Here is a 22,565-nt window from a genome sequence, read left to right on the forward strand (position 1 = left end):
CTTATCTGATTGAAAAAGGCGTATAATAAAAAAGAACTTAATGGAAAGGAAGATTTAAATGGCAAAAGACATTACACGGGAAATGGCGGAGCGGTTTTCCCGACAAATCCGCGAACTGCCGCAAAACAAAGTGATTCAAAATGCAATGATGAAAAACGGGATAAAGGCCGCGGCAATCAACAATGATGCTGTTGTTTCTATGAATCACGTATTCTCCCACGAAATTGAAACGGGGAAAGTATCAAACCAGAAACAAAGCGGGCGCTGCTGGATGTTTGCCGCCTTAAACACGTTTACGCATAAGTTGAATGCCAAATTCAGATTGAAAGACTTTGAGCTTTCACAAAACTATACGTTTTTCTGGGACAAATTTGAAAAAGCCAATTACTTCCTGGAAACAATGATGGAAACCGCAGACGAACCTGTGGAAGGACGGCTCATTTCCTGGCTGCTTGAAACCCCGCAGCAGGACGGCGGACAGTGGGATATGCTCGTCGCGCTCATTAAAAAATACGGCGTTGTGCCGAAACAGGTCATGCCGGAAACGTATAACAGCAGCAGCTCACGCGAACTTAATTCGCTTTTGAATGCCAAACTCCGCGAAAACGCGGTGAAACTGAGAAAATTGCACGCAGCAGGGCAGCCGGAAGAAGAATTGCGGCAGGCGAAAGAAGGCATGCTTGCAGAAGTTTACAAATTGCTGGCCTTTGCACTCGGTGAGCCGCCGAAGACGTTTGATTTTGAATTCCGCGATACCGACAAACTGTTCCATCGCGAGCAAAACATTACACCACAGGCATTTTTTGAGAAATACGTCGGATTTGATCTCGACCAATACATCAGCATTATCAATGCGCCAACAAGCGACAAACCGTACGGCAAAACGTATACGGTGCAGTATTTGGGCAATGTGGTTGGCGGCAAACCGGTCAAATATTTAAATGTTGATATCGAAACCTTTAAATCGCTGGCCGTAAAACAGCTGAAGGATAACCGTAGCGTCTGGTTCGGCTGTGATGTTGCCGCGTCATCAGACCGGAATGAAGGCATCATGGATACCAGCCTTTTCGATTTGGAAAAAGCTTTCGGATTTTCGTTCAGCATGACCAAAGCGGAACGGCTCGATTATAAAGACAGCGTGATGACGCACGCAATGGTATTGACCGGTGTCAACCTCGTTGACGGCAAACCGGACAGATGGAAAGTGGAAAACAGCTGGGGTGAAAAAGTGGGCAAAGACGGTTATTTTGTCATGAGTGACGCCTGGATGGATGAATATACGTACCAAATCGTCATTGACAAAAAATATTTGCCAGAGGATTTGCAAAAAGCATGGGAACAAGATCCGATCGCCCTGAAACCTTGGGATCCGATGGGGTCTCTTGCCTGGATGCATTAAACAAAAGGCGCGGTTGATATAGCCGCGCCTTTTAAGTATGCAAATGCCCACTTGGCGTTTTAAAAATGCAAAACATTCCCCCAAAAAAAGATCCGGCCCTGAAATTTTTTACCGTGATTGTAAATATATTGGTATTTTGTGCGGTACCCTGTAAAATGGAAGAAAGAAAGGAGTTGCAAATATGAAATATAAGAATACTTGGGATCTGGATGCCGTTATTCCGGGCGGCACAAAATCGCCGGAATTGCAGGAAAAACTGCGCGGGCTGAAAGAAGAAATCGGGCAATACAAAAGCCGACTCGACGGATGGGCATTTTCGAAAGACCCGTCTCCGGAGCCGTTTAAAGCCATCCTGAAAAAACAGGAAGAGATCGAAAAAGGGCTCAGCCAGTCTGCGACATTTGTGCAAATGTGGCATGATGCCTATATGGATGATGACTATGCAAATGTCGTGATGGGCCAAATCATGGATTTGTACAGCGAGATGCAAAAGCTCGGGACCACTTTTCAGAAAAAACTGGTGGCCATTTCGGACGAAGACTGGAAAAAGTTTTTACAGGACAAGGAATTGAGCGAAGTCTCCTTTGCCCTCAATGAAACGCGCGATGAAGGAAAACGGCTCTTGTCGGAAGAAGAGGAAAAGCTGATTGCCGATCTCAACCAGGACGGGCTGGCCGGCTGGAGCAGATTGTATGACACAGCTGTTTCCGTTATGACAATCCCGTTTACGGACAAAGAAGGCAAGACGGTATCCTTATCCGTCGGCCAGGCGATGAACCGGATGTATGCCGACCCGGATCCGGAAGTGCGCAAACAGATGTTCGAAAACTGGGAAGCGGCATGGGAAAAATATGCGCCGGTTTTTGCCGATACGCTCAACCACCTGGACGGGTACCGGATTACGCTGCAAAAAGCCCATGGCAGGAAGTCTTTTCTCGAAGAGCCGCTTGAATACAACCGGATGTCTGAAGACACGCTTCATGCGATGTGGAAAGCCGTTTCTGAAAACAAGCAGCCGTTTGTCGACTTTCTCAACCAAAAAGCAAAAATTTTCGGGATGGAAAAACTCGGCTGGCAGGATGTTGATGCGCCGGTTGCACTCGGCGATATGAAACCGGCCCGATTTACATATGATGAAGCGTGCGATTTTGTCATCCAACATTTTGCTTCTTTCGGGCCGAAACTGTCTGCATTTGCGAAACACGCCCTTGAAAACCGCTGGGTAGAGGCGGAAGACCGGCCGAATAAACGCCCGGGCGGCTATTGTACCAGTCTGCCGGAGTTTGAAGAGTCGCGGATTTTTATGACATTTACCGGCTCCACAAATGATGCAAGCACGTTGGCGCACGAACTTGGCCACGCCTTCCACAGCCATGTCATGCGCGATTTGCCGCGTTTGAACCGCGAATACGCGATGAACGTGGCCGAAACGGCGAGCACCTTTGCAGAAACGATCATCGGCAATGCGACTGTCGCCAATGCAAAGTCAAAGGAAGAAAAAGTTTCTTTATTAAATGCAAAGCTTGAAAATGCAACGGCTATGTTTTTAAACATCCATGCCCGCTTCCTGTTTGAAAAAAGTTTTTACGAAGAGCGTTCAAAAGGCATTGTGTCCGAACAAAGGCTCAATGAACTGATGGAAAAGGCGCAAAAAGAAGCGTATGCCGGCAGCTTGTCCGGCTACCACCCGCATTTCTGGTGCAGCAAGCTCCACTTCTTTATTGACGATGTGCCGTTCTACAACTTTCCGTACACATTCGGTTATTTATTCAGCCTTGGCATTTACGCCGAATTTTTGAAGAATCCAGATGGCTTTGAAGACAAATATATTGCCCTTTTGCGCGATACCGGCCGGATGAAGGTGGAAGATCTTGCTAAAAAACATCTTGGCGTTGATCTGACAAAACCGGACTTCTGGGCAGCCGGCATTAACCTTATGGCAGAAGATGCCCGCGAATTTATCCGGCTTTCGGACGAATTGCTCGGCAAGTAAAGGCGCACGCCAAAAAAGCCGCACAGTTGGCAAAACTGTGCGGCTTTTCAATACGGGGCATGATGAATGTATTCAAAAATGCGGAGAGGATTTTTAAATATACAAATGAAAAGCGGAAGAACACAAAAATATTTTTGCTGCCGCCGCACGGGAATTGACGTGTGCCAAAAAGATATCGGCTATTTCAGTAAAACCGGGAGACATGATACAGAAATCAACCGGATTCTCAGCACCATTATAAAATAAAAAGCATCCGTCTGCGGCCGGGGAAAAAACATGTTTTTTCTAAAATCAGATGGGTACGATAAAAAAGAGGGAGGTGTTAACCATGGCTGTAATAATCGGTGTAGAAGAGGCTTTGACAAATGTCCAGGAAGCGCTGCGCGATAAAGGATATGAAGTGAAAACCATTAAGAACGAACAAGATGTACAAGGTTGTGACTGCTGTGTTGTAACCGGCAGCGAGATGAACGCAATGGGGATCAATGACACGATGACAAAGGCGCCTGTCATTGATGCAAAAGGCATGTCTGCTGAAGATATTGTAAAAGAAGTGGCGAGCAGAATGTAAAAGGCCGGGATACCCCCGGCCTTTTACATTTGCAAAAAGCGCCCATTTCCCGGCACTTTTTATTTTTTATTGTTTTGCGATCCGCCCGTCACATTGTTGACTGCATTTGAAGTTGCATCCACAGCGTTCATCGCCACATCTTCTGTCGTTTCCAGCCCTTTATGGACAGCATGAAAAGCGGCACCTGCCGTATTTTTTACATCTTCCGCAATGTTATTTTTGTTTTGCTGGTTGTTGTTCTTCTGATTTGCCATAAAATCACCTCCTGTACAGCCAATAGCATATGTATCCGGGAAGGTTTTATACAGCCGCTTGTCCAAATGGTGGCGGCCGACCTTTTTCTGTAAAAGGAAAAGCGAAGCGTCAAGAACATTGCCGTGTGCACCAAAACGAGACAAGAAGCGTACCGGGCTTTCTCCCATCTTCTTCAAACCGCCTTTTCATTCGTTGACGAAATATTTCATGTCTTGGTAAAATAGTAAAAGATAACGCTTACAAAATACATCACGCAGATGGGGAGGAACTCGAGTGAAGACGGTCACAGAAGGGGCATTATTATGGCAGCCGTCAAGGGAGCGGATTGAAAAAGCAGGGGTTACCCGTTACCGTAAATGGTTGGAAAAAGAATACGGTTTAACATTTCAGCACCACCAGGATCTTTGGAAATGGTCCGTGGATCAGCTGGAACCGTTTTGGAAAAGCATTTGGGAATACTGTGGTGTCATATCCCATACGCCGTATGAACAAGTCTTGAAATCGAGGACAATGCCTGGCGCCGAATGGTTCACCGGGTCTACGCTCAACTACGCCGAGCACGTTTTCCGAAACAGCAGAAAGCATAAGCCTGCGCTCATTTTCCAATCGGAAACCGTCCGCCAAAGGGAAGTCAGCTGGCAGGAACTGAAGGAAAAAACAGCAAAGACGGCGCAGTACCTGAAAAAACTTGGCGTCCAAAAAGGAGACCGGGTGGTGGCATATATGCCAAGTATGCCGGAAACGGTGATCGCTTTCCTAGCATGTGCCTCCATTGGCGCGGTCTGGTCATCGTGTTCCCCGGACTTTGGCAATGAGAGCGTCATTGAGCGGTTTAAACAAATCGAACCGGCTGTTTTATTCGCGGTTGATGGCTATTCCTATAACGGAAAAATTTTTGACAAACGAAAAAACATCACGGAACTTCAGGCGGCCCTTCCAACGTTAAAGAAAACAATCGTGGTGCCTTATATGGATTTTGGCGAGATAAAACCGGACAGCAGCACGATCTCCTTTAAGGAAGTGCTGAAAGAAGAAGCTGAACTCGCGTTTGAACCTGTACCGTTGGATCACCCGCTGTGGATTTTATTTTCATCCGGCACAACCGGCCTGCCGAAACCGATCGTCCAGGGACAGGGTGGCATCCTTTTGGAACACTTGAAAATTTTAAAAGTCGAACAAGGGGTGGAGCCGGATGATGTGTATTTTTGGTTCACCACAACCGGTTGGATGATGTGGAATCTTGTAATCGGCAACTTGCTGGCCGGGGCTACGGTTGTCCTGTACGATGGCAGCCCGGCATACCCGACTATGGATGCATTATGGGACTTGGCGGAAAAAACCGGCATGACCCACTTCGGTACAAGTGCCGGGTACATTAGTGTGTGCATGAAATCCGGCATCAAGCCGAAGGAAAAACACGATTTATCCCATCTCAAGGCAATTTTGTCAACGGGATCCCCGCTTACGGCGGAAGGTTTCATTTGGTGTTATGAAAATGTCAAAGAGGATTTATGGGTCGTTTCGACAAGCGGGGGGACGGACCTTTGCACCGCATTTGTCGGCGGCTCGCCTGTTTTGCCGGTTCATGCCGGCGAAATTCAGACGCGCGGGCTGGGTGCAAATATTCAGGCATTTGACGAGGAAGGCAAACCGGTTGTGAATGAAGTCGGGGAACTGGTAATTTGCGATCCGATGCCGTCAATGCCGCTGTATTTTTGGGGGGATGAAGGCAACAAACGTTACTTTGAAAGTTATTTTGATGTCTATCCTGGGGTATGGCGGCACGGGGACTGGATCAAAATCGACGAAAAAGGCAGATGTGTCATTTACGGCCGCTCCGATTCCACAATTAACCGCCAAGGCGTTCGCATGGGCACGAGCGAAATTTACCGGGCGGTCGAAGGCATTGATGAAATTATCGAGAGCCTTGTCATCGACCTTGAACATCTCGGCAGGCAATCGTTCATGCCGCTATTTGTCGTCCTGAAGCAAGGCCGGCATTTGGATGATACGTTAAAAAACCGCATCAAAACCGAAATCCGGGCGAAAGTTTCGCCACGCTTTGTCCCGGATGAAATTTATGAAGTTGAACAAATCCCAAAAACATTGAGCGGAAAGAAACTGGAAGTCCCGATCCGTAAAATTTTGCTCGGCTTCCCGGTCGATAAAGTGGTGAACAGGGGTTCAATGGCCAATCCAGAAGCACTTGACTTCTTTATTGAACTCGCCCAAACGCTAAACGATCAGAAAACTGAAACAAAGTAAAAACCAGGATGCCTGCTTCATCAGGCATCCTGGTTTTTTTGGCGCATCTTCTCCTTATCCCGTTACACAATATGCTGAAGCACGATGCCACCATAGAGAAATGCCGCGCAAATCACAAGGGCGGGGTGGATCTTCCGGATATGCATGGCCCAGAAAGCGACGACGGCGATGCCAAGCGACTGCCAGATGCCGATCTGGCCGAAGGAACTTTTTGCCATCTGCCATGTCAGCACAACCATCATGATGGTAATGACCGGCTGCACAAGCAGAGACATCCCTTTCACAACCGGAGACTGGCGGTATTTGTGCAATACTTTCAGCAACACAATCAATGCAACGGCAGACGGCAATATCGTTCCGGCAAGAGCCGCTAACAGTCCTGTCCACCCGCCCGCTCCATAGCCGACGAATGCGGCAATTTTTGTCGCGATCGGGCCTGGGAGTGCATTGCCGAGTGCCAGCATATTGGAAAATTCGCTGTCGTTCAGCCATCCGTAATGCGTCACAATTTCATGGTACATCAATGGAATGGAGGAAGGCCCCCCGCCGTAGCCAAGGATATTTGCAATGAAAAAACCGAGCATCAATTGGAACCAGATCATCCCGCTTCATCCCTTTTCTTCTTTTTTTCATCTCTCCTCCATTTTGCAACGAGTCGAAAGTGGATGCTTCCGTACGCAAGAAAAATCAGAATGACAATAGCCGGATGGAGATGGATCGTTTCAAGCAGGAGAAAGGAAATAACAAACATCGCGATTCCGAAAACCTTCCCAAGGCCCTTGACCGTTTTTTCCCCGAAATCGTAAGCCATCTGGCCAAGCATAACGGCAACAACCGGCATGACCCCTGCGATCATTCCGGCCACAATCTTTGAATGGCTTAATACCGATACAAGCGACAGCAACGCAATCATGGCGATGCTGCTCGGAAGAATATGGAATAAAATGGCGAACACGGCGCCGGTTGTCTTTTTCAATTTGTAACCGAGGTAAGCGGCCATTTTTGTTGCAAACGGGCCGGGGAGCGCGTTTGCGATTGCCAATGTTTCCCCGAATTCGTCGTCATCCAGCCATTTGTACCTTGTCACCGCCTCATACCGGAAAAGCGGCATGACAGACGGGCCGCCGCCATAGCCGAGAATGCCGGTCCTAAGCATCGCCATGGCAAGCTGGGCATAAGCATTTTGCTGTTTTTCCATAGTGCAACCCCCTTACAGTTTCATTCCTATTCGGCTTTTATAACGTTTGAGTAAAATCTGGCAATCGACGCTCATAATGCCAGGCAACGGATATAACCGTTCTTTAAGAAACAGTTCCATTTCCTCGTTGTCTTTAAATAAGCCGTGCATATGAAGTTTGCTGGGGCCTGACATATGATAAAGGCTTGAAACCGCCGGATCTTTGGCCAATGTTTCGGCCACTTTCTGTAAATGTTTCGGTTCTACTTCAACATTAAAAAAAGCGGACTGGTGAAGGCCGATTTTTTCAGGGTTCACGACAGCGGTAAAACATTCAATCACACCATTTTCAACGAGGGAATGGACGCGTGATTGAACAGCCACACGGGAAAGTTTGATTTCCTTTGCCAAATCTGTAAACGATATTCTGCCATTTCCGTTTAAAAGCTGGATAATTTGGCGGTCAATTTCATCCAGCTGAACGGCGGCACCATCATATTGCCTGGGCATAGACCCCTCTCCTTTATTTCAAAATGTAAGCCATTCTTATCTATAAGTATCTATATGTATTAATATACTGAAACTGCGAACGAAATACAATCCATTTTACAAAATGAATGACAAAATGAAAAAAGCCGTTTTGAAAGGGAGAAAATGTTCACTACGGCACTCCGGCCAATCCTGTTCTGAAAGATCGTATTCCCGGAGGATCATCCAGCGGTTCCGCAGCCGCTGCAGCAGCCGGGTGCACAGATTTTGCAATTGGGACAGACACAGGCGGGTCTGTTCGGATTCCTTCCGCCTATTGCGGATCTTTGGTTTTCGCCCCTCTCATGGTGTGATTAAAATGGAAGGCATTATTCCGCTTGATGCCGGCCTGTTCGGCAAACTTGCCGAGCCGTTTTCGGAAGTGATCGCGTGTAATCTGCTCGCCATAATTTGCAAGAAAAACGTATTCGCTTTCGAAGTCCGTTTCGTTTTCGGCTATCAGCTCCTTAATCAGCCGGCATGTGCGATGTTCTAACGGAATGGTTCGGGTTTTCCGGTTCTTGGCAACGGATGCCCGAATGGTTACCGTTTGACCCTTGTAATCGAAGTCAGATTTCCGCAGGTTGATCGCCTCACTAATCCGCATCATACCGTCAATAAGCAAGACCATCAGTACATAGTCGCGGAAGTCTGTGAATCTCCTTTTATTCGGAACGTCAAACGCTTCATTTCTTCCGGTGTTAAGATTGTGATTTTTTCCTGCGGCTCCGGTACGTTAGTAACGCCGTGGGTCGGGTTGGTGTCGAGTAAACCTTCGCTGACAAGGCAGCGGAAGAACACTCGAAGCGTTTTCAACCGTGTGTTTATCGAGCTAGGCGAAAGCCCTGCTGTTTGTTGTGCTTCCGTCTTGAACCGGTGGCCTTCGTATTTAATGACTTCCGTTTGCATGTAACGGATATAGTCGCGTATGGTATTACGGGTGATATCGGTAATGTTACGAGGAATACCGCGTTTGTCCAAAAAAACAGCAAAATATTGGTAATTCTCGCGGTATTGTTTTAATGTGCCAGGCGCGCGGCCTTCCGCAGTTTTAATCGTGTAGAAAATTTCGAACAGGTTATCGAGGTTTGTTGCCATCTTGCGATCATCTGTTTTGCGGTTATTTTTACGCATCAAAAACACGCCTCCTAAATGAAGCGTGTAACATACCGGGTGACGGTAACCGTAACCGTTCGGACAAGTCACCGACTATGTCAGCGGTCATGAAAAAAGCGCCAAACCGTTGATACGTACGGATTGACGCTAGCAGGATGATTCCGACTGGTCTCGAACCAGCGACCTCCACCCTGTCAAGGTGGCGCTCTCCCAGCTGAGCTACGGAATCGTATTCATCTCTGTCGGACAATACTTAGTATATAAGGAACGGGGTGCCTTGTCAATCAGTTTTTTTTAAAAAAAGAATAGAAATCCTATCTCGAAAAAATGGGATTCTCCTTCATGCCGCGCACGGTCATCCTTTCTTACGGGACATCGCCCTGTAGCTGGTCGGGGTGGTTTGGTAATACCTTTTGAACACTTTACTGAAATAACTGATCTCCCGAAAACCCAGGCTGTGCGCAATATAAGAAACCGGCAAGTCATCGTTGGCAAGCATGTCTTTTGCCAGATTCATTTTTTGACGGTTGACAAAAGAAACAAAAGTTTCGCCGGTTTCCTTTTTGAAAAGTTTGCTGAAATAATACGGACTTAAATACACATGGCCGGCGGCTTCTTCCAAAGTGACAGGCTGGTGAATGTGTTTCTGAATATATTTAAGGGCTTGTTTTATTTCTTTTTTGGAGCTGGCATGTTTTTTCACTTGAGCGGTTGATTCCTTCGCCGGTTTTGCTTCTTCATTTAAAACGGAAGACAAATAGTATTCTGACAAAGTACCCAGCACTTCGGCAGAAGCAGATAATTTTTCTAAAGAAAAAACCGGAAGTTTGTTATAGGCGGCCGCAAAATCACGGTGGGAAGACAGATCAAGCGGTTCTTGCTGCAAAAAATCTTTCACTTGAGTTTCATCGTCTTCCAGGCGCACCTGACCGCCAATGATAAAACCATAAAGCGTGTTTTCCCGGCTTTTTACCGGTACCGCAAAATCCGCGAGGCCAGCATGGCACCTGTAAATGCAGGGTTGCCCGTTTTTCATTGTTTCAAAACCGCCGAATTTCGCACATGTTTGGCAGTGTTTCCGGAGATGCGGAACTTGCCGGATGATTTGACAGACAGGCGGGAATTGATCATCATCAGAAATTTCTTTTCCGTCAATATCCACATAAACCGCTGTGAGCCCGGTCGCAGAAGAAAACATTTCCATTACTTTTTCAATTTGTTGTTTGTTTTCCATTTCACAAAGCCCCCGTTTTCAAAAAGCAATCGTTAAAGCGATTACAAAATCTTGTTCAAAGCTGAACAAAAAAAATACAAATGAATCTTTTACCATGCAAAAAGGCGGGAAAGCGCAAACATTGATTTCTAACCTCATTATAAATGAAAGCGCAACAAAAAAATATCATTTTCTCTATTTTTAGCTGAATTTGACGCCGGAATAGGCAAATTTGTTACAAAGCGTTTCTTTATACTTGTATTATAAGGAAATGCATATAGTTATTTGTGAAAGAGATCACATAAAATGTTGCGGATAAGATTGTTATCTTTCGGAGGGATATAAAATGAAAAAAATAATGGCCATTAATGCAGGCAGTTCTTCATTAAAATTTAAAGTTTTCAATATGCCGGATGAAAGTATTTTAATTGGAGGGGTGTTTGAACGAATCGGATTCGACGCCCCTGAAGTTTCATATAAAATCAACGGTTTCCGCCAAAAAGAAAAACCGCCGATTCACGATCACCGTGACGCTGCGGATTATTTGATTGAAATTCTTTTAAAAAACCATATTGTCGATGATTTAAATGAAATTTCAGCTGTCGGACATCGGATCACACATGGGGGTTCAGACTTTTCGGATTCTGCCGTACTCGACCGTATAGTGATTCAAAAAATTGAAAATTTATGCGAATTGGCGCCTTTGCATAATCCGGCTGGGTTACTCGGAATCAGGACTTTTATGAAAAGGCTTCCTAAAGCATGTGCTGTAGCCGTGTTCGATACCTCTTTCCATCAAACACTTGCACCTGAAACATATTTGTATCCGGTGCCTTTGAAATTATACAACCAATATCATATCCGGAAATACGGCTTCCATGGAACCAATCATCAGTATGTTGCCAGTGAAGCGGCCCTGCTTCTTGAAAAACCATTGAAAGATTTGAAAATCATTTCCTGCCATTTAGGGAACGGTTCCAGCATTTGCGCAATTCAAGGCGGAAAGTCTGTCAATACTTCAATGGGCTTTACCCCGCTGGCCGGATTGATGATGGGAACGCGTTCCGGCACGGTTGATCCTTCCATCATTCCATTTATCATGAAAAAAACAGGGCACACCATTGATGAAATGATGGATATGTTCAATAAAGAGTCCGGCTTGCTCGGCATTTCCGAGATTTCAAATGATTTCCGCGACGTGGAGCTGGCAGCAAAAGCCCATAATGAGCAGGCGGAATTGGCAATCAAAATGTTTGTGAATCGTGTGACAGAATGTGTCGGCGGTTATGTTGCATTGATGGGCGGTGTGGATGCCATTGTGTTCACGGCAGGGATCGGGGAACATTCTGCCTCCGTCCGGCAAGCAGTGGTGTCCAATTTAGCCTATCTTGGGGCAAAATTGGATTTCCAGTCAAACGAAGAAAACGGGCCGTATATTCATACCCCTGATTCAAAAGTGTCTTTACTGGTCATTCCGGCAAACGAAGAATTGATGATTGCACGGGATACCTGGCGCTTAAGTGAAGGGCAAGCCGCGCGTTTGTCCGAAAAACAAACAGTGAGGGTCTGAAAAAGCGGCAATTTAAAAAAGGACGATGCGGTAAAACGATCGGCGCATCGTCTTTTTTTGCTGGAAAACAAACGGGACTTGCCCGGCTATCCCCAAACTTCCCCGGCAATCTTTACCACGTGTGATAGTTTTGCCCATTGTTCTTCCTCAGTAAGCAGATTGCCTTCTTCTGTGGAAGCGAAACCGCATTGCGGACTGAGGCAAAGCTGTTCAAGCGGGACATACTTGGAGGCTTCGTCAATTCTGCGCTTCACATCGTCCGCATTTTCGAGCTCGCCGAATTTGGAAGTGACAAGGCCGAGCACAATTTGCAGGTCTTTCCTTTGTACATGGCGCAAGGGTTCGAATCCGCCGGCGCGGTCGCTGTCATATTCCAGGAAAAAGCCGTCAATATTGAGGCCGTTAAATAGCGTTTCGGCGACCGGTTCATAGCCGCCGGAAGCAATCCATGTCGAACGGAAATTGCCCCGGCAAATGTGTATCGTAACTGTCAAATCATCGGGCCGTCCGCTGACTGCTTCATTTATGGTGCGGGCATAAAGTTTTTCCAGATGGCCCGGATTCACCCCGCGGGCTTTCAACTGTTCTTTTTGTTCATCGGAGCAAAGGTATGCCCATGCTGTATCATCGAGCTGCAAATAGCGGCAGCCGGCATCGTAAAAAGCGGCAATCGCTTTTTTATAAGCTTTTCCAAGATCGTGGAAAAACAAATCTTCATCCGCCTGGTAACGCCCGTATGCAATCTTGCCTCGGAAATGCAGCATGCTCGGGCTTGGAATGGTCATTTTGGGCAAATGGTCCCCGGCAACGCTATGTAAAAATTTATAATCGTCAATCATCGGATGACCGGAAAAATCCAGATCCCCGATGATCCGGATGGAATGCGATTTCGTCTGCTTTTCTTTAAACTGGATGCCGCCCCCGGATTCGTATCCTTCCACACCAGTAAGATTTTCGAGAAAATCAAAATGCCAGTAAGCCCGGCGGAATTCCCCGTCCGTTACAGACTGCAGGCCGATTTCTTTCTGCTTTGCCACAATCCTTTTGATTTCCTCATTTTCTAATTCACGCAGCGCTTCTTTTGTGATTTCGCCTGATTCTTGCCAGCGGCGGGCTTGTTTCAACTTTTCCGGCCTGAGCAGACTCCCGACATGATCGGCGCGGAATGGGGGTGTTGTCTTTTTAGCCAATTGCATCTTCTCCTTTTCTTGTAAATATTTAGAATGATAGCAAAAAAAGGAAGAAAAGTAAACCGCTTTTTGGCAAATGAATGTGCCAAGTGATGTACTGCAAGCAAAAGATCAAAAACAAAAACGGGCCAGGAGCCGACCAAAATGTCTTTTTACACCGGCTCAAAAAGACAAAACCGTCGCAGCTTTCCACTGAACTGTCTTTTACACCGGCTCAAAAAGACAAAAGCGTCCCAGCTTTCCAGCGAACTGTCTTTTACAACGGCCCAAAAAGACAAAAGCATTCCAGCTTTCCAGCGAACTGTCCTTTACACCGGCCCAAAAAGACAAAAGCGTTAGCCCCGTCCAATAGCCTCATCACGAAAATAGGAAAAAAGAACGACAAAATGTAATATTTGTAATATAAATTCCAGAAAATGTATTTTTATAGGCTAATATTCCCATATTTCCACCTCTAATATAGATAAAAAGGTGGATGATTTACTTAAAATTAAATACAAAAGTACGACAAAAGTCCCAATTAATAATTCGGAAAAAATATAAAACAATTTGACTAATGCACAGAAAATGGGGTGATTAGTATATAGAGCAACTTTGTGTTTGCATGATGTTTAAATGATTAAAGGAAATGATGGTGGCAGGACAAATTCGAATGACGCCTGAAGAACTCAAGGCAAAGGCACAGCGCTACGGCAATGCCGGGCAGCAAATTGAACAATTGTTGAGGGACCTTACCAATCTGCAAAATGAATTACGTGGGGAATGGGAGGGCCGTGCGTTCCAGGGCTTCGATGACCAGTTCAACCAGCTGAAGCCGAAAGTACAAAATTTTGCCCAGCTCATGCATGACATTAATACGCAGCTGAACAAAACGGCGGATGCAGTTGCGCAGCATGATGAAGAATTGTCCCGGAACTTCGGGCTTCAATAACACATCTGCAGTCTTTTTCCACAAAGAGCCACGCGACAGCCGTTGTGTGGCTTTTTCTCTATTGAAAATGCAAGACGGAAGCTATCTATCTCTGAAAGATGCGCTTGTTCATTTTTATTCCTTTGATGGTGCTGCATTCATGCCGGCATGGGCAATGAACCTGAAATATGCACCTATTATAAATGAACTTAAGCTCAGCTGGGAGAGCGCCACCTTGGGGGGGGAGGTTGCTGGTTCGAGACCAGTGGGAATCATCCTTGAAACCCTTAGTTTTTACATTGAGACAAGGTCATCCATTTGTATGATGATTCCTTTTTGCAGCCGGCAACAAAGTAGCGATGGTTCATTCATTTTATAGTTTTGAAAGAAAAATTCAGCATAAAACGTGTATTGAACGAATGAAACTACGTTTTCTCGCCATATCTGAAACTTCCATATCGGTTTTCACGCGGCATACAGCTATAGAAACATCCATTTTAATTCCAATCAAAAAGGAACGAGGGGAGTGGAAAAGTTTTGAGAAGATGGTTAGCAGGGGGAGCCGTATTTCTTCTATTTATACTTGTCCTGACATCTGGCAGTTCTTATTTTGGGTTAGACGCGGCAAAGCAGGGAACGACGAGCGATGATGACAGGAAAATGGCAGTGGCGCTCGTCAATGAAGACGAAGGCGGCCAATTTAATGGAAAAAAATACACATTTGGAAATGAGTTTGTCAAAAGTATTGAAAAAGACAACAGCCAGGACTGGTATGTTGTAAGCCGCGGGGTGGCGGAAAATGGACTGAATAACAATACATACAATATGATGATCGTCATCCCAAGCGATTTTACAAAAAGGGCATTATCCATTGATTCCAAAAATCCGCAAAATATTGTGCTCGATTATAAAGTCAATGCATCGGACAGCTCTGCTTTAAAGGCAAAAGCTGAAAAAACAGCCGGCTCCTTTCTCGAAGATTTTAACCGGCGGATTATCGATGTTTATTTTGCCAGTGTCCTTGGCAATCTGCATGATGCACAGGACAATGTATCCGCCCTTGTAAACGAAGAAAAAAAACATACATCAGATTACATTCAACATGTGAAGGCGCCGATTGCCGGATACACCGGGCAATTTGCAACGGTCCAGGACCAGTCGCAGCTTTCAAAAGAGGCATTTAAAGGATTTCAGGATCTGCTGAAAAGCAACAGCAGTGTACTGGCAGATGGCAAAAAGGAAGGGGACTCACTCCAAAACGATTATTTGGATTATGTCAAAATGAAAAATATGACCGACTCCCTTGCCAAAAATTTCAGCGACCGCCTTCTTTCTTTAAATGACGCGCTAACGAGCGAAGCCGTCAAACAACAGCTTGATGGCCTTAACCTTGCGAATGAAGCGGTGCGCGCCCAGTTCAGCAATAAAACGGGTGAAGATGCGAATATCCGCTTCGAATCCGATACAATCCGGCAATATCTGGCTGATACGGCGAATGCGCTCCGTGCGCAGCAGAACGACCTAGAAACGACTCTCCAATCCGACCTGCAGCAGTCGATTAGCGGGCAACTGCAAAAAAATTTCAACGCGGGGGATCAGAAGGTCCCGTTAAACCGGTTTTTTGAAGGGCCTGACAAAGCAATCCGGGCTGCTATTGAGCGCGAAATTGAAAAACTGCCGGCACTGAAATTAGAGGAAATTGAAAATGCCGGTTTGGATGAATCAGTATCTTCTGGCTTAAAAAACGTCATTTCCGTTACGAACCAATATGACGAAGAATTCGGATACACCCCTCTGGCAAAAAATGAGACGCTGCCGATTGTGGAACAAGTGGAGGATATCAAGAAAAATCTTGAAGAAAATGGGCTTGTCTTATCGGATGAAGTCGCAGACCTGCCGGAAATGAAGAAAGACGGGCAAATTTTTACGCTTCAAATCCCGGATGCTTTTACGTTGGAAAAACTGACCCTCGTTCTCCCTGGCGGCGAAGAGAAAACATATGGGGCGAACGATGTAAAAGATAACGGGGTCACGCTTCCAAAAACGGCTCAAGGACCTTTTTCAGTCAAAGCAAAAGTCATTTTGAAAAAGGATCGGGAAGACGTAAAACTTTTTGAGCCGGTTGCCTGGTCCTGGAAAATTAAACAGGAAGATGCGGGAGACAGCAAAGGAAAAACCGGTGATGACGGGAGTAGCCAAAAGAAAAATGGAAAAATGGAAAAAAGCAGCACGGCTGGTAACACCCGCACCAATGCAGCACATGCAAGTAAGGGCGAAACAACCGTTAGCGGCACCCCGAAGAGCACTGGCGGAAACGCAAACAGCGGGGCTGGCGATAAAGGAGACAGCGGTTCTAAAGGAAGCGGATCCAGCAATGGCGGCAGTCCAGCAAATAGCAGCACGGAGACCGGAAACAAGGCCGGCAACACGGATAATGGCACAGGAACCGGAAATGAAGCCGGCAATACACCGGGGAATGGCTCTGGAACTAGCACAACAAATGACAATCCGGGTAACGGCTCCGGTACCGGAAATGGGGCTGGCAACGCGCCGGGGAATGGCTCCGGAACCGGCACAGCAAACGACAATCCGGGGAATGGCACAACAAATGACAATCCGGATAATGGCACAGGAACCGGAAATGGAGCCGGCAATACGGATAACGGCACGGGGACCGGAACAGGTACGGATCCTCAAAATCCCGGAAATGGTGACGCCGGAAACGGGGGACCGGGGACACAAGCGGAAACGCGGGCGGCACACAGCAGCCAGAACCGGTCACCACTGTCAACAATACGATTTCACACCAAGCGATGACGATGCTCACGGATGATCCGGAAAACAAACTGATGAAGAGTTTAAATGAAACAATCCGGGAATATCAGAAGACCGCAATGTTGTATGAACTGTACTTTGGAAAAAATGCAGATGATTTGGCAGGTGCCGGCAGCTTAAAAGATGCTGCAACGGAAGACTCGCTGTACTACCTGTTTAACAAGCAGAATATCGCGGATGTGCTTGCCGCTTATATTGCCGGGCAGATTTCAGAAGATGTCCGCGCACAGACGGCAGCATTGAAAAACAAAACGGGCGGCTGGCTCGAGCTTGTGGAAGAAACGCAAAGCCATGCCGATCAAATGGCATCGCAAATCCAGGCTGCCATGGCACAGGCGGAAAATATGAATACCGCCATTGCGGCAACGCTCCAGCAGCTGGATGACTGGCGGCAAACTTCGCTCGATCTTCAAAAAGACAACGGGCAAATGACTGAAAGCATGGGAAAAGAAGGAACAACGGTCGTTTCCCTCGGGGATCGTCTGACAACGCTGCTTGCAACAAGCGAATCATTAAAAGAAGTATCCGAGCATAACCTGCATGCTGCGGACACCGTTTTTACAACCTTTGATGAGATTGACAAGCAGGCCGGGGACATCAAAACGAGCGGGCAGACTTTGGTTAAACGGGCCAATTCGCTTTCTGACAATCTGCTCAACAAGCTTTCGGGCGATGAGAAATTCGCGAAAAATTTCGCAGGTGTATTGGCAAACAGCCGTATCGGCAACCGTCCGAATGAAGATTTGCTATACTTTTTGTCCAATCCGGTGCAGACGAAAAACAGCGGGACGATCGTTGCAAAAGACAGTTTTGTGCCGTACTATCTCGTGCTGATTTTCTTCATTTCCGCGCTGTTTACGGCCTATGTCCTATCAACCTTTGAAAAACGGCGCGCTTCCGGCAGTTCTTTCGAAGAAGAAAAGCCGTTGTATGCGGCCAATATGCCGGCGGCTGTACTGACTGCCGGCACAGGAATTGTGGAAGGCCTGCTGATTGGCGCAATTTCAGCTGCCTATTTGCATATCGCAGAGGATAAATATTTGCCATGGATCGGATTGTCCGTTGCCATCAGTTTTTCAATGGTGGCTGTTGCCGTATACTTATTGCGGCAACTGAAGATGGCCGGCATGTTTCTTCTGTTGATGGTGCTTTGCCTGTATTTGTTTCTCACGGATACGCTCGGCATCCACTTTGATCCGGCCTCGGCAGCTGCAATGTGGCAGCGGGTTTCGCCTTTACAGTATATCCAGAACTTGCTTGCTGGGTTTGACAGTCACAATGTGGATTCCGTGCGCTACCTGATTGTACTCGTTTCTGTTGGCTTATTGGCAGAAATCGGCCAGCTGTTTGTTCTGAACCGCTTTACAAAAGCAGGGGAGGCGGAAGATGACGATGTCCATCAGGCACTTTAATGTGGCAATCGCGGCTTTGTTTGCCGCGTTTGCCCTCCATGCTATGCCGGCAAAACCCTCAATTAAATACCGTTATTTTCAACTAATTTAACAAAATTTATCAAATGGGATTTGTAGCTATGAATATTTCAGGTTAAAGATAAATTTTTTAGAAATGAAATATAACATTCAAAAGGCAGTTCCTAGGTTAATATTCCGGGAACTGCCTTCTGTTGTTTTATCTAGTTGTTTTTAAACCGAGTAGTTCACTTCTATAGGTCTTTAACTACTTCTTCATCTAATATTGCCTTTCTCTTTTCCCAATCGGGCATTAGAGAATACAGCATTTTATAAAAGTTGTCGCTATGGTCGTTGTATTTAAAATGAATCAACTCATGCAGTACAACATAATCAATACAATATTTTGGGGCTTTTATCAGATCGGTGTTTAATAAGATTGTGTTTTTTTTTGTTAAAGCTGAGCCCCATCGTGCTTTCATTGACCGCAAATCCATATTTGGCTTATCGACTCCATATTTTTGAACCAATGGAAACATTTTAGCAAGGGATTCATGGAATGTTTTTTGAGCTTTTTCACGATACCATTCATCAATTAGTTTGGCTTTACGATTGACATTTTCTGTATCTTTAACGTAAAGATAGATAAACCCCCGAAAATATTTCACCTTCTCTTCCTCTTCTTGCATGACCCGTAAGCGATATTGCTTTCCTAAATACTTAAAGGTTTCGCCGCTTACATATTCTCTTTCACTTTGCCTATATGGCTGAATATCTTGAAACGTCTTGACATTCTTTAATATCCATGCACCCTTCGTTTTTACAAAATCACAAATAAAGTCTAGCGGCACTCTGTCATTCGCAGTGACTTCAATCGTCATATCCGGTTTGATATTAAGGTTTACATTTTTTACTTTTTTACGTTTCACTACGAAATCAATGATTTTATTGGCGTACTCGATTTGATGTTTTTCCATGGCTGTTTCGTCCTCAGTATCGTCTTAGAGCAACCGTTTTAATTTGCTCAATGATTTTATCAATCGTATCAAAGTCGATATCCAAGTGATGCTTTTCTTTAAAATCAAAGAGTAGATCATCCAACTCTTGAGCAATTCGATTGTGAATCTCTACATTATCATGCCAATCGACTTTTTGGTGTTCTTGAATGATTTCATCTACTTTTAAGGCTAAATCTCCAAGAGTATTCGTGTCATAATTTGCGGCCGTTTCCTTTGTTTCACTCAAAATATCTTTCGTTACTCCGTAAAAGGCCTGTGCATTCCGGTTTTCTTTTATTATTTCAGGATATCTTTCTGATGATTCACCCCGACGATAATCATTCATGATGTCCTTCATTCGGTTTAAATACTCTGCTTCCGAAATGCGTTTATCTTTGTATTCTTGAATCGCCTCTTGTATGCGCTCAGAAAACTTTTTATAGTAGGATGGATTTTCATCCCACTTTGCATGAATGCTCTTCGTTAAACGAGTACGAATCGCATCCGCTTTGGCTCTCTTTGACTCTAAGCGCTCCAATTCCTCTTCAAAAGCTTTTGCGTTTAAAATATCTACAGGATTCGTAATGCGGATAACTTCCTCAGCAGCGATATAGTTATCCATTAATTTCTGCATTTTCGCTTCATACTCTTTATGGTCAATGGTATCCGAATAACGCAGCTTCACACTTTTCCGCAAATCTTGGAAAAACTTGAAATCCTTTTTGTACTTTTGAAGTTCTTCAGGTGGTAAAGTATTATAGATTTTCTCCGATTCTAACGCAATCCCAAGGTTTCTGCCAAAATTGCTTAAAACGCTATAAAACTCTTCTCTGCGCTCCTCGTCCTCCAACCATACTTCATACTCTTCTCTATCGTTCTTGTTCTTAATTGGTGCAAAAATTTGCCATAAATCGGAATAATATTGCCGTAATGATCCAATTACGCTTATGACATCGTAAATAGCACCTTTTAAATCTTCCGGATCAAAGTTTTCCAAACCTGCGCCGGAATACATCTGCATGGCTTCATCCAGTTTATCCAATAAACCGCGGTAATCGATGATTAAACCATAATCTTTTCCTTCATAAAGACGATTGACCCGGGCAATCGCTTGTAACAGTGTATGTTCTTTCATTGGCTTATCGACATAAAGCACCGTCGCTCTTGGCGCATCGAAACCTGTCAGCAATTTATCCACGACAATCAGCAAATCCAGTTCGTCGCCGTTTACAAATTCATCTTTGATCGCATCCTCATATTTTTCAGGCGTTCCGTAGCGATCCATCATTCGCTTCCAAAACCGCTGAACTTTATCTTTTGATTCCTGATCTACTACTTCATGTCCTTCCCGTTGATCAGGTGGGGATATGACAACGGCACAATTCAAATCACTAAGTTCCTCGAAAGCCTCAAGATAGCGTATCGCTTCAATTTTACTATTGGTGGCCAACATCGCTTTGAATTGGCTTCCTTGTGTTTTATAGTTTTCTACAAAATGTTTGTTAATATCTTCCGCAATTAAATAAATTCTCTGTTCCGAAGAAGCAAGTTTTTCATATTTACTCCATCTTTGCTTTACTTCCTCTTTTTGCTTGTCATTCAGATTGCGTGTAATCATTTCTAAACGATGATCGATCGCCTTTTGATTCACCGATTGTTCCACCATTTTTCCTTCATATAAAAGGGGAACGATCGCTTTATCCCGAACACCATCGGCAATTGTGTATTTATGTATGAGTTTGCCAAATTTGATCAATGTGTTCTTTTCTTTTTTCATTAATGGTGTCCCTGTAAAGCCGAGATAACAAGCATTTGGGAATACTTTCTTCATTTTTAGATGAAGCTCGCCATATTGAGTCCGATGTGATTCGTCCACTAAAACAAAAATATCCCTTGATTCAATTGGCTTTTGTTTGGAAGACGCCGTATCAAACTTATGAACTAAGGTCGTAACAATATCAGAATGGTTATCATTTATTAAATCTACCAAATGACTTCCTGAAGTTGCACGACTTGCTTTTAATCTTGTATGACTGAATGTTTTATGTATTTGTTTATCCAATTCAACCCGATCTGTTACAACAATAATTTTCGGATTGTAACCGCGCAGCTCAGATAATATATACTTGGCTAACATCACCATAGTTAGTGATTTACCTGAACCTTGTGTATGCCAAATCACGCCGCTTTGACGATTGCCGTTTTCATCTCGTTCTTCAATCGTTTTTATAATTTCTTTAATGGCAAAGTATTGTTGATAACGGGCTACTTTTTTCACGTCTTTATCAAATAAGGTAAAGAACTGGGTTAACTCTAACAAACGCTCGGGGTGAAACAGTGAAATAATGTTCTTATCTTGCATGGTTGGCAGTCTGCCTTCCACTGTTTTATCCAGCCAGTTCTGCAGCCATTCCGCTTTTTCTTCTTTCCAAACAGACCAAAACTTCTTCGGAGTATTGCATGTTGCGTATTTGGTTTCATTTTTATTCGTAGACATCACAATTTGAGCAAACTTAAACAATTGTGGCGCATAGTCTTTTCCTTGATTGCGAATCATTTGACTGATTCCTTGATTCATAGAAATTGACGCTTTTTTACATTCAATGACCGCAAAAGGAATCCCGTTCACAAACAACACAATATCCGGTCTTACAGTACCGCGCCCATCCATTCGTTCCACTTCAAATTCTTCCACTACATGAAAGACATTATTTTCGATGTTGTTCCAGTCGATATATTGAATGGTAAAAGATTTTTTGGATCCATCCGGCAAAAACTCTGTATAGCTTCTTCCGTTCATGATGGTCTCATAAATCACTTCATTCGTTTTCACCAATCCATTGGTCAAAGGCTCATCTAAATCACGAATGGCTTGGCGAATATTGGATTCGCTAAAGTTATAAATTTGACCTTGATACTCATAAGAATTCAATTCTTTTAGCTTTTCCTCTAAAACGGTTGTCAACAATACATGATGTAGGTTTCCCCGCATTCTTTCTGCTTCTTCCGGTGATAGGTATTGATATCCTAACTTCTGCAACACCTCAATGGCCGGACCCTGGCTTATATATCGTTCATCATAACTCTTCTCCCTTGCCATCCTCACGCCTCCTGTTGAAAAAATAAGGGAAGAGTA

General features: G+C 44.8%; 18 protein-coding genes, 1 tRNA gene and 2 pseudogenes. 10 read left to right on the forward strand and 11 right to left on the reverse strand.

Annotation, left to right across the window (positions count from 1 at the left end; genetic code table 11):
- Positions 1–58: 58 nt before the first annotated feature.
- The 3 genes from NSS95_RS04730 to NSS95_RS04740 all read left to right on the forward strand — a co-directional run bounded on the left by NSS95_RS04730 (position 59) and on the right by NSS95_RS04740 (position 3,963).
- Positions 59–1,399 carry a C1 family peptidase gene (locus tag NSS95_RS04730; RefSeq protein WP_340713815.1) on the forward strand — a complete coding sequence of 447 codons (1,341 nt, stop codon included), beginning with the start codon at positions 59–61 and terminating at the stop codon, positions 1,397–1,399.
- Between the two features lie 181 nt (positions 1,400–1,580).
- Positions 1,581–3,392, forward strand: coding sequence for a M3 family oligoendopeptidase (locus tag NSS95_RS04735; protein WP_340713816.1), 1,812 nt, complete (start codon positions 1,581–1,583; stop codon positions 3,390–3,392).
- 328 nt (positions 3,393–3,720) lie between these two features.
- A complete protein-coding gene (locus NSS95_RS04740; RefSeq protein ID WP_014095682.1) occupies positions 3,721–3,963 on the forward strand; it encodes a YkuS family protein in 243 nt (80 codons plus the stop codon).
- A 59-nt stretch (positions 3,964–4,022) separates the two neighbouring features.
- Here the strand turns inward: NSS95_RS04740 and NSS95_RS04745 are convergent, their stop codons facing one another.
- A complete protein-coding gene (locus tag NSS95_RS04745) occupies positions 4,023–4,217 on the reverse strand; it encodes a hypothetical protein (protein WP_026684074.1) in 195 nt (64 codons plus the stop codon).
- 274 nt (positions 4,218–4,491) lie between these two features.
- Between NSS95_RS04745 and NSS95_RS04750 the strand changes: the two genes are divergently transcribed.
- Entirely contained in the window at positions 4,492–6,483 is a 1,992-nt protein-coding gene (locus tag NSS95_RS04750; protein ID WP_104851330.1) for an acetoacetate--CoA ligase, read from the forward strand.
- A 62-nt stretch (positions 6,484–6,545) separates the two neighbouring features.
- Here the strand turns inward: NSS95_RS04750 and NSS95_RS04755 are convergent, their stop codons facing one another.
- The 3 genes from NSS95_RS04755 to NSS95_RS04765 are packed head-to-tail and all read right to left on the reverse strand — an operon-like array spanning position 6,546 to position 8,170.
- Positions 6,546–7,085, reverse strand: a complete 540-nt coding sequence (locus NSS95_RS04755; protein ID WP_014095679.1) for a chromate transporter — start codon at positions 7,083–7,085, stop codon at positions 6,546–6,548.
- Positions 7,082–7,681 (reverse strand): chromate transporter, encoded by a 600-nt coding sequence (locus NSS95_RS04760; protein WP_340713817.1) that lies wholly within the window; start codon positions 7,679–7,681, stop codon positions 7,082–7,084. Before NSS95_RS04760 ends, NSS95_RS04755 begins: the two co-directional genes overlap by 4 nt.
- A 12-nt stretch (positions 7,682–7,693) precedes the next feature.
- Positions 7,694–8,170: an Lrp/AsnC family transcriptional regulator gene (locus NSS95_RS04765; RefSeq protein ID WP_035181990.1), complete on the reverse strand. Its 477-nt coding sequence runs from the start codon at positions 8,168–8,170 to the stop codon at positions 7,694–7,696.
- 137 nt (positions 8,171–8,307) lie between these two features.
- Here NSS95_RS04765 and NSS95_RS04770 point away from each other — a divergent pair.
- Positions 8,308–8,528, forward strand: a pseudogene (locus NSS95_RS04770) (amidase family protein); the annotation flags it as partial.
- A gap of 27 nt (positions 8,529–8,555) precedes the next feature.
- On the opposite strand, the pseudogene NSS95_RS16975 reads toward NSS95_RS04770, so the two are convergent.
- From NSS95_RS16975 to NSS95_RS04790, 4 genes and pseudogenes are all read right to left on the reverse strand, one after another.
- Positions 8,556–8,819 (reverse strand): annotated as a pseudogene (locus NSS95_RS16975) (tyrosine-type recombinase/integrase); the annotation flags it as partial.
- A complete protein-coding gene (locus NSS95_RS04780; RefSeq protein ID WP_225621019.1) occupies positions 8,819–9,322 on the reverse strand; it encodes a tyrosine-type recombinase/integrase in 504 nt (167 codons plus the stop codon). The pseudogene NSS95_RS16975 and the gene NSS95_RS04780, both read right to left, overlap by 1 nt.
- Before the next feature lie 138 nt (positions 9,323–9,460).
- A tRNA-Val gene (locus tag NSS95_RS04785) sits at positions 9,461–9,533 on the reverse strand.
- 126 nt (positions 9,534–9,659) lie between these two features.
- Positions 9,660–10,538, reverse strand: a complete 879-nt coding sequence (locus NSS95_RS04790; protein WP_340713818.1) for a PocR ligand-binding domain-containing protein — start codon at positions 10,536–10,538, stop codon at positions 9,660–9,662.
- A 325-nt stretch (positions 10,539–10,863) separates the two neighbouring features.
- On the opposite strand from NSS95_RS04790, the gene NSS95_RS04795 reads away from it, so the two are divergent.
- Entirely contained in the window at positions 10,864–12,087 is a 1,224-nt protein-coding gene (locus NSS95_RS04795; protein ID WP_340713819.1) for an acetate/propionate family kinase, read from the forward strand.
- A gap of 86 nt (positions 12,088–12,173) precedes the next feature.
- Here NSS95_RS04795 and NSS95_RS04800 read toward each other — a convergent pair whose 3' ends face one another.
- Positions 12,174–13,283, reverse strand: a complete 1,110-nt coding sequence (locus tag NSS95_RS04800) for a 5-methyltetrahydropteroyltriglutamate--homocysteine S-methyltransferase (protein ID WP_061577276.1) — start codon at positions 13,281–13,283, stop codon at positions 12,174–12,176.
- 628 nt (positions 13,284–13,911) lie between these two features.
- Between NSS95_RS04800 and NSS95_RS04805 the strand changes: the two genes are divergently transcribed.
- The 4 genes from NSS95_RS04805 to NSS95_RS04820 all read left to right on the forward strand — a co-directional run bounded on the left by NSS95_RS04805 (position 13,912) and on the right by NSS95_RS04820 (position 18,434).
- Positions 13,912–14,208 carry a WXG100 family type VII secretion target gene (locus NSS95_RS04805; protein WP_035181994.1) on the forward strand — a complete coding sequence of 99 codons (297 nt, stop codon included), beginning with the start codon at positions 13,912–13,914 and terminating at the stop codon, positions 14,206–14,208.
- On the forward strand, positions 14,171–14,566 hold the full coding sequence (locus NSS95_RS04810) for a hypothetical protein (RefSeq protein WP_168985958.1): 396 nt from the start codon (positions 14,171–14,173) through the stop codon (positions 14,564–14,566). Before NSS95_RS04805 ends, NSS95_RS04810 begins: the two co-directional genes overlap by 38 nt.
- 158 nt (positions 14,567–14,724) lie before the next feature.
- Positions 14,725–17,004 carry a type VII secretion protein EsaA gene (gene esaA, locus NSS95_RS04815; protein WP_340713820.1) on the forward strand — a complete coding sequence of 760 codons (2,280 nt, stop codon included), beginning with the start codon at positions 14,725–14,727 and terminating at the stop codon, positions 17,002–17,004.
- Positions 17,005–17,036: 32 nt separating this feature from the next.
- Positions 17,037–18,434, forward strand: coding sequence for a hypothetical protein (locus NSS95_RS04820; protein WP_233896690.1), 1,398 nt, complete (start codon positions 17,037–17,039; stop codon positions 18,432–18,434).
- A 251-nt stretch (positions 18,435–18,685) separates the two neighbouring features.
- Here NSS95_RS04820 and NSS95_RS04825 read toward each other — a convergent pair whose 3' ends face one another.
- Positions 18,686–19,408, reverse strand: a complete 723-nt coding sequence (locus NSS95_RS04825) for a YgjP family zinc-dependent metalloprotease (protein ID WP_104851334.1) — start codon at positions 19,406–19,408, stop codon at positions 18,686–18,688.
- Between the two features lie 13 nt (positions 19,409–19,421).
- Entirely contained in the window at positions 19,422–22,529 is a 3,108-nt protein-coding gene (locus NSS95_RS04830) for a type I restriction endonuclease subunit R (protein ID WP_104851335.1), read from the reverse strand.
- Positions 22,530–22,565 lie beyond the last annotated feature (36 nt).

It is taken from the genome of Weizmannia sp. FSL K6-3076 (assembly GCF_038007245.1).
Lineage (GTDB): Bacteria > Bacillota > Bacilli > Bacillales > Bacillaceae_C > Weizmannia > Weizmannia faecalis.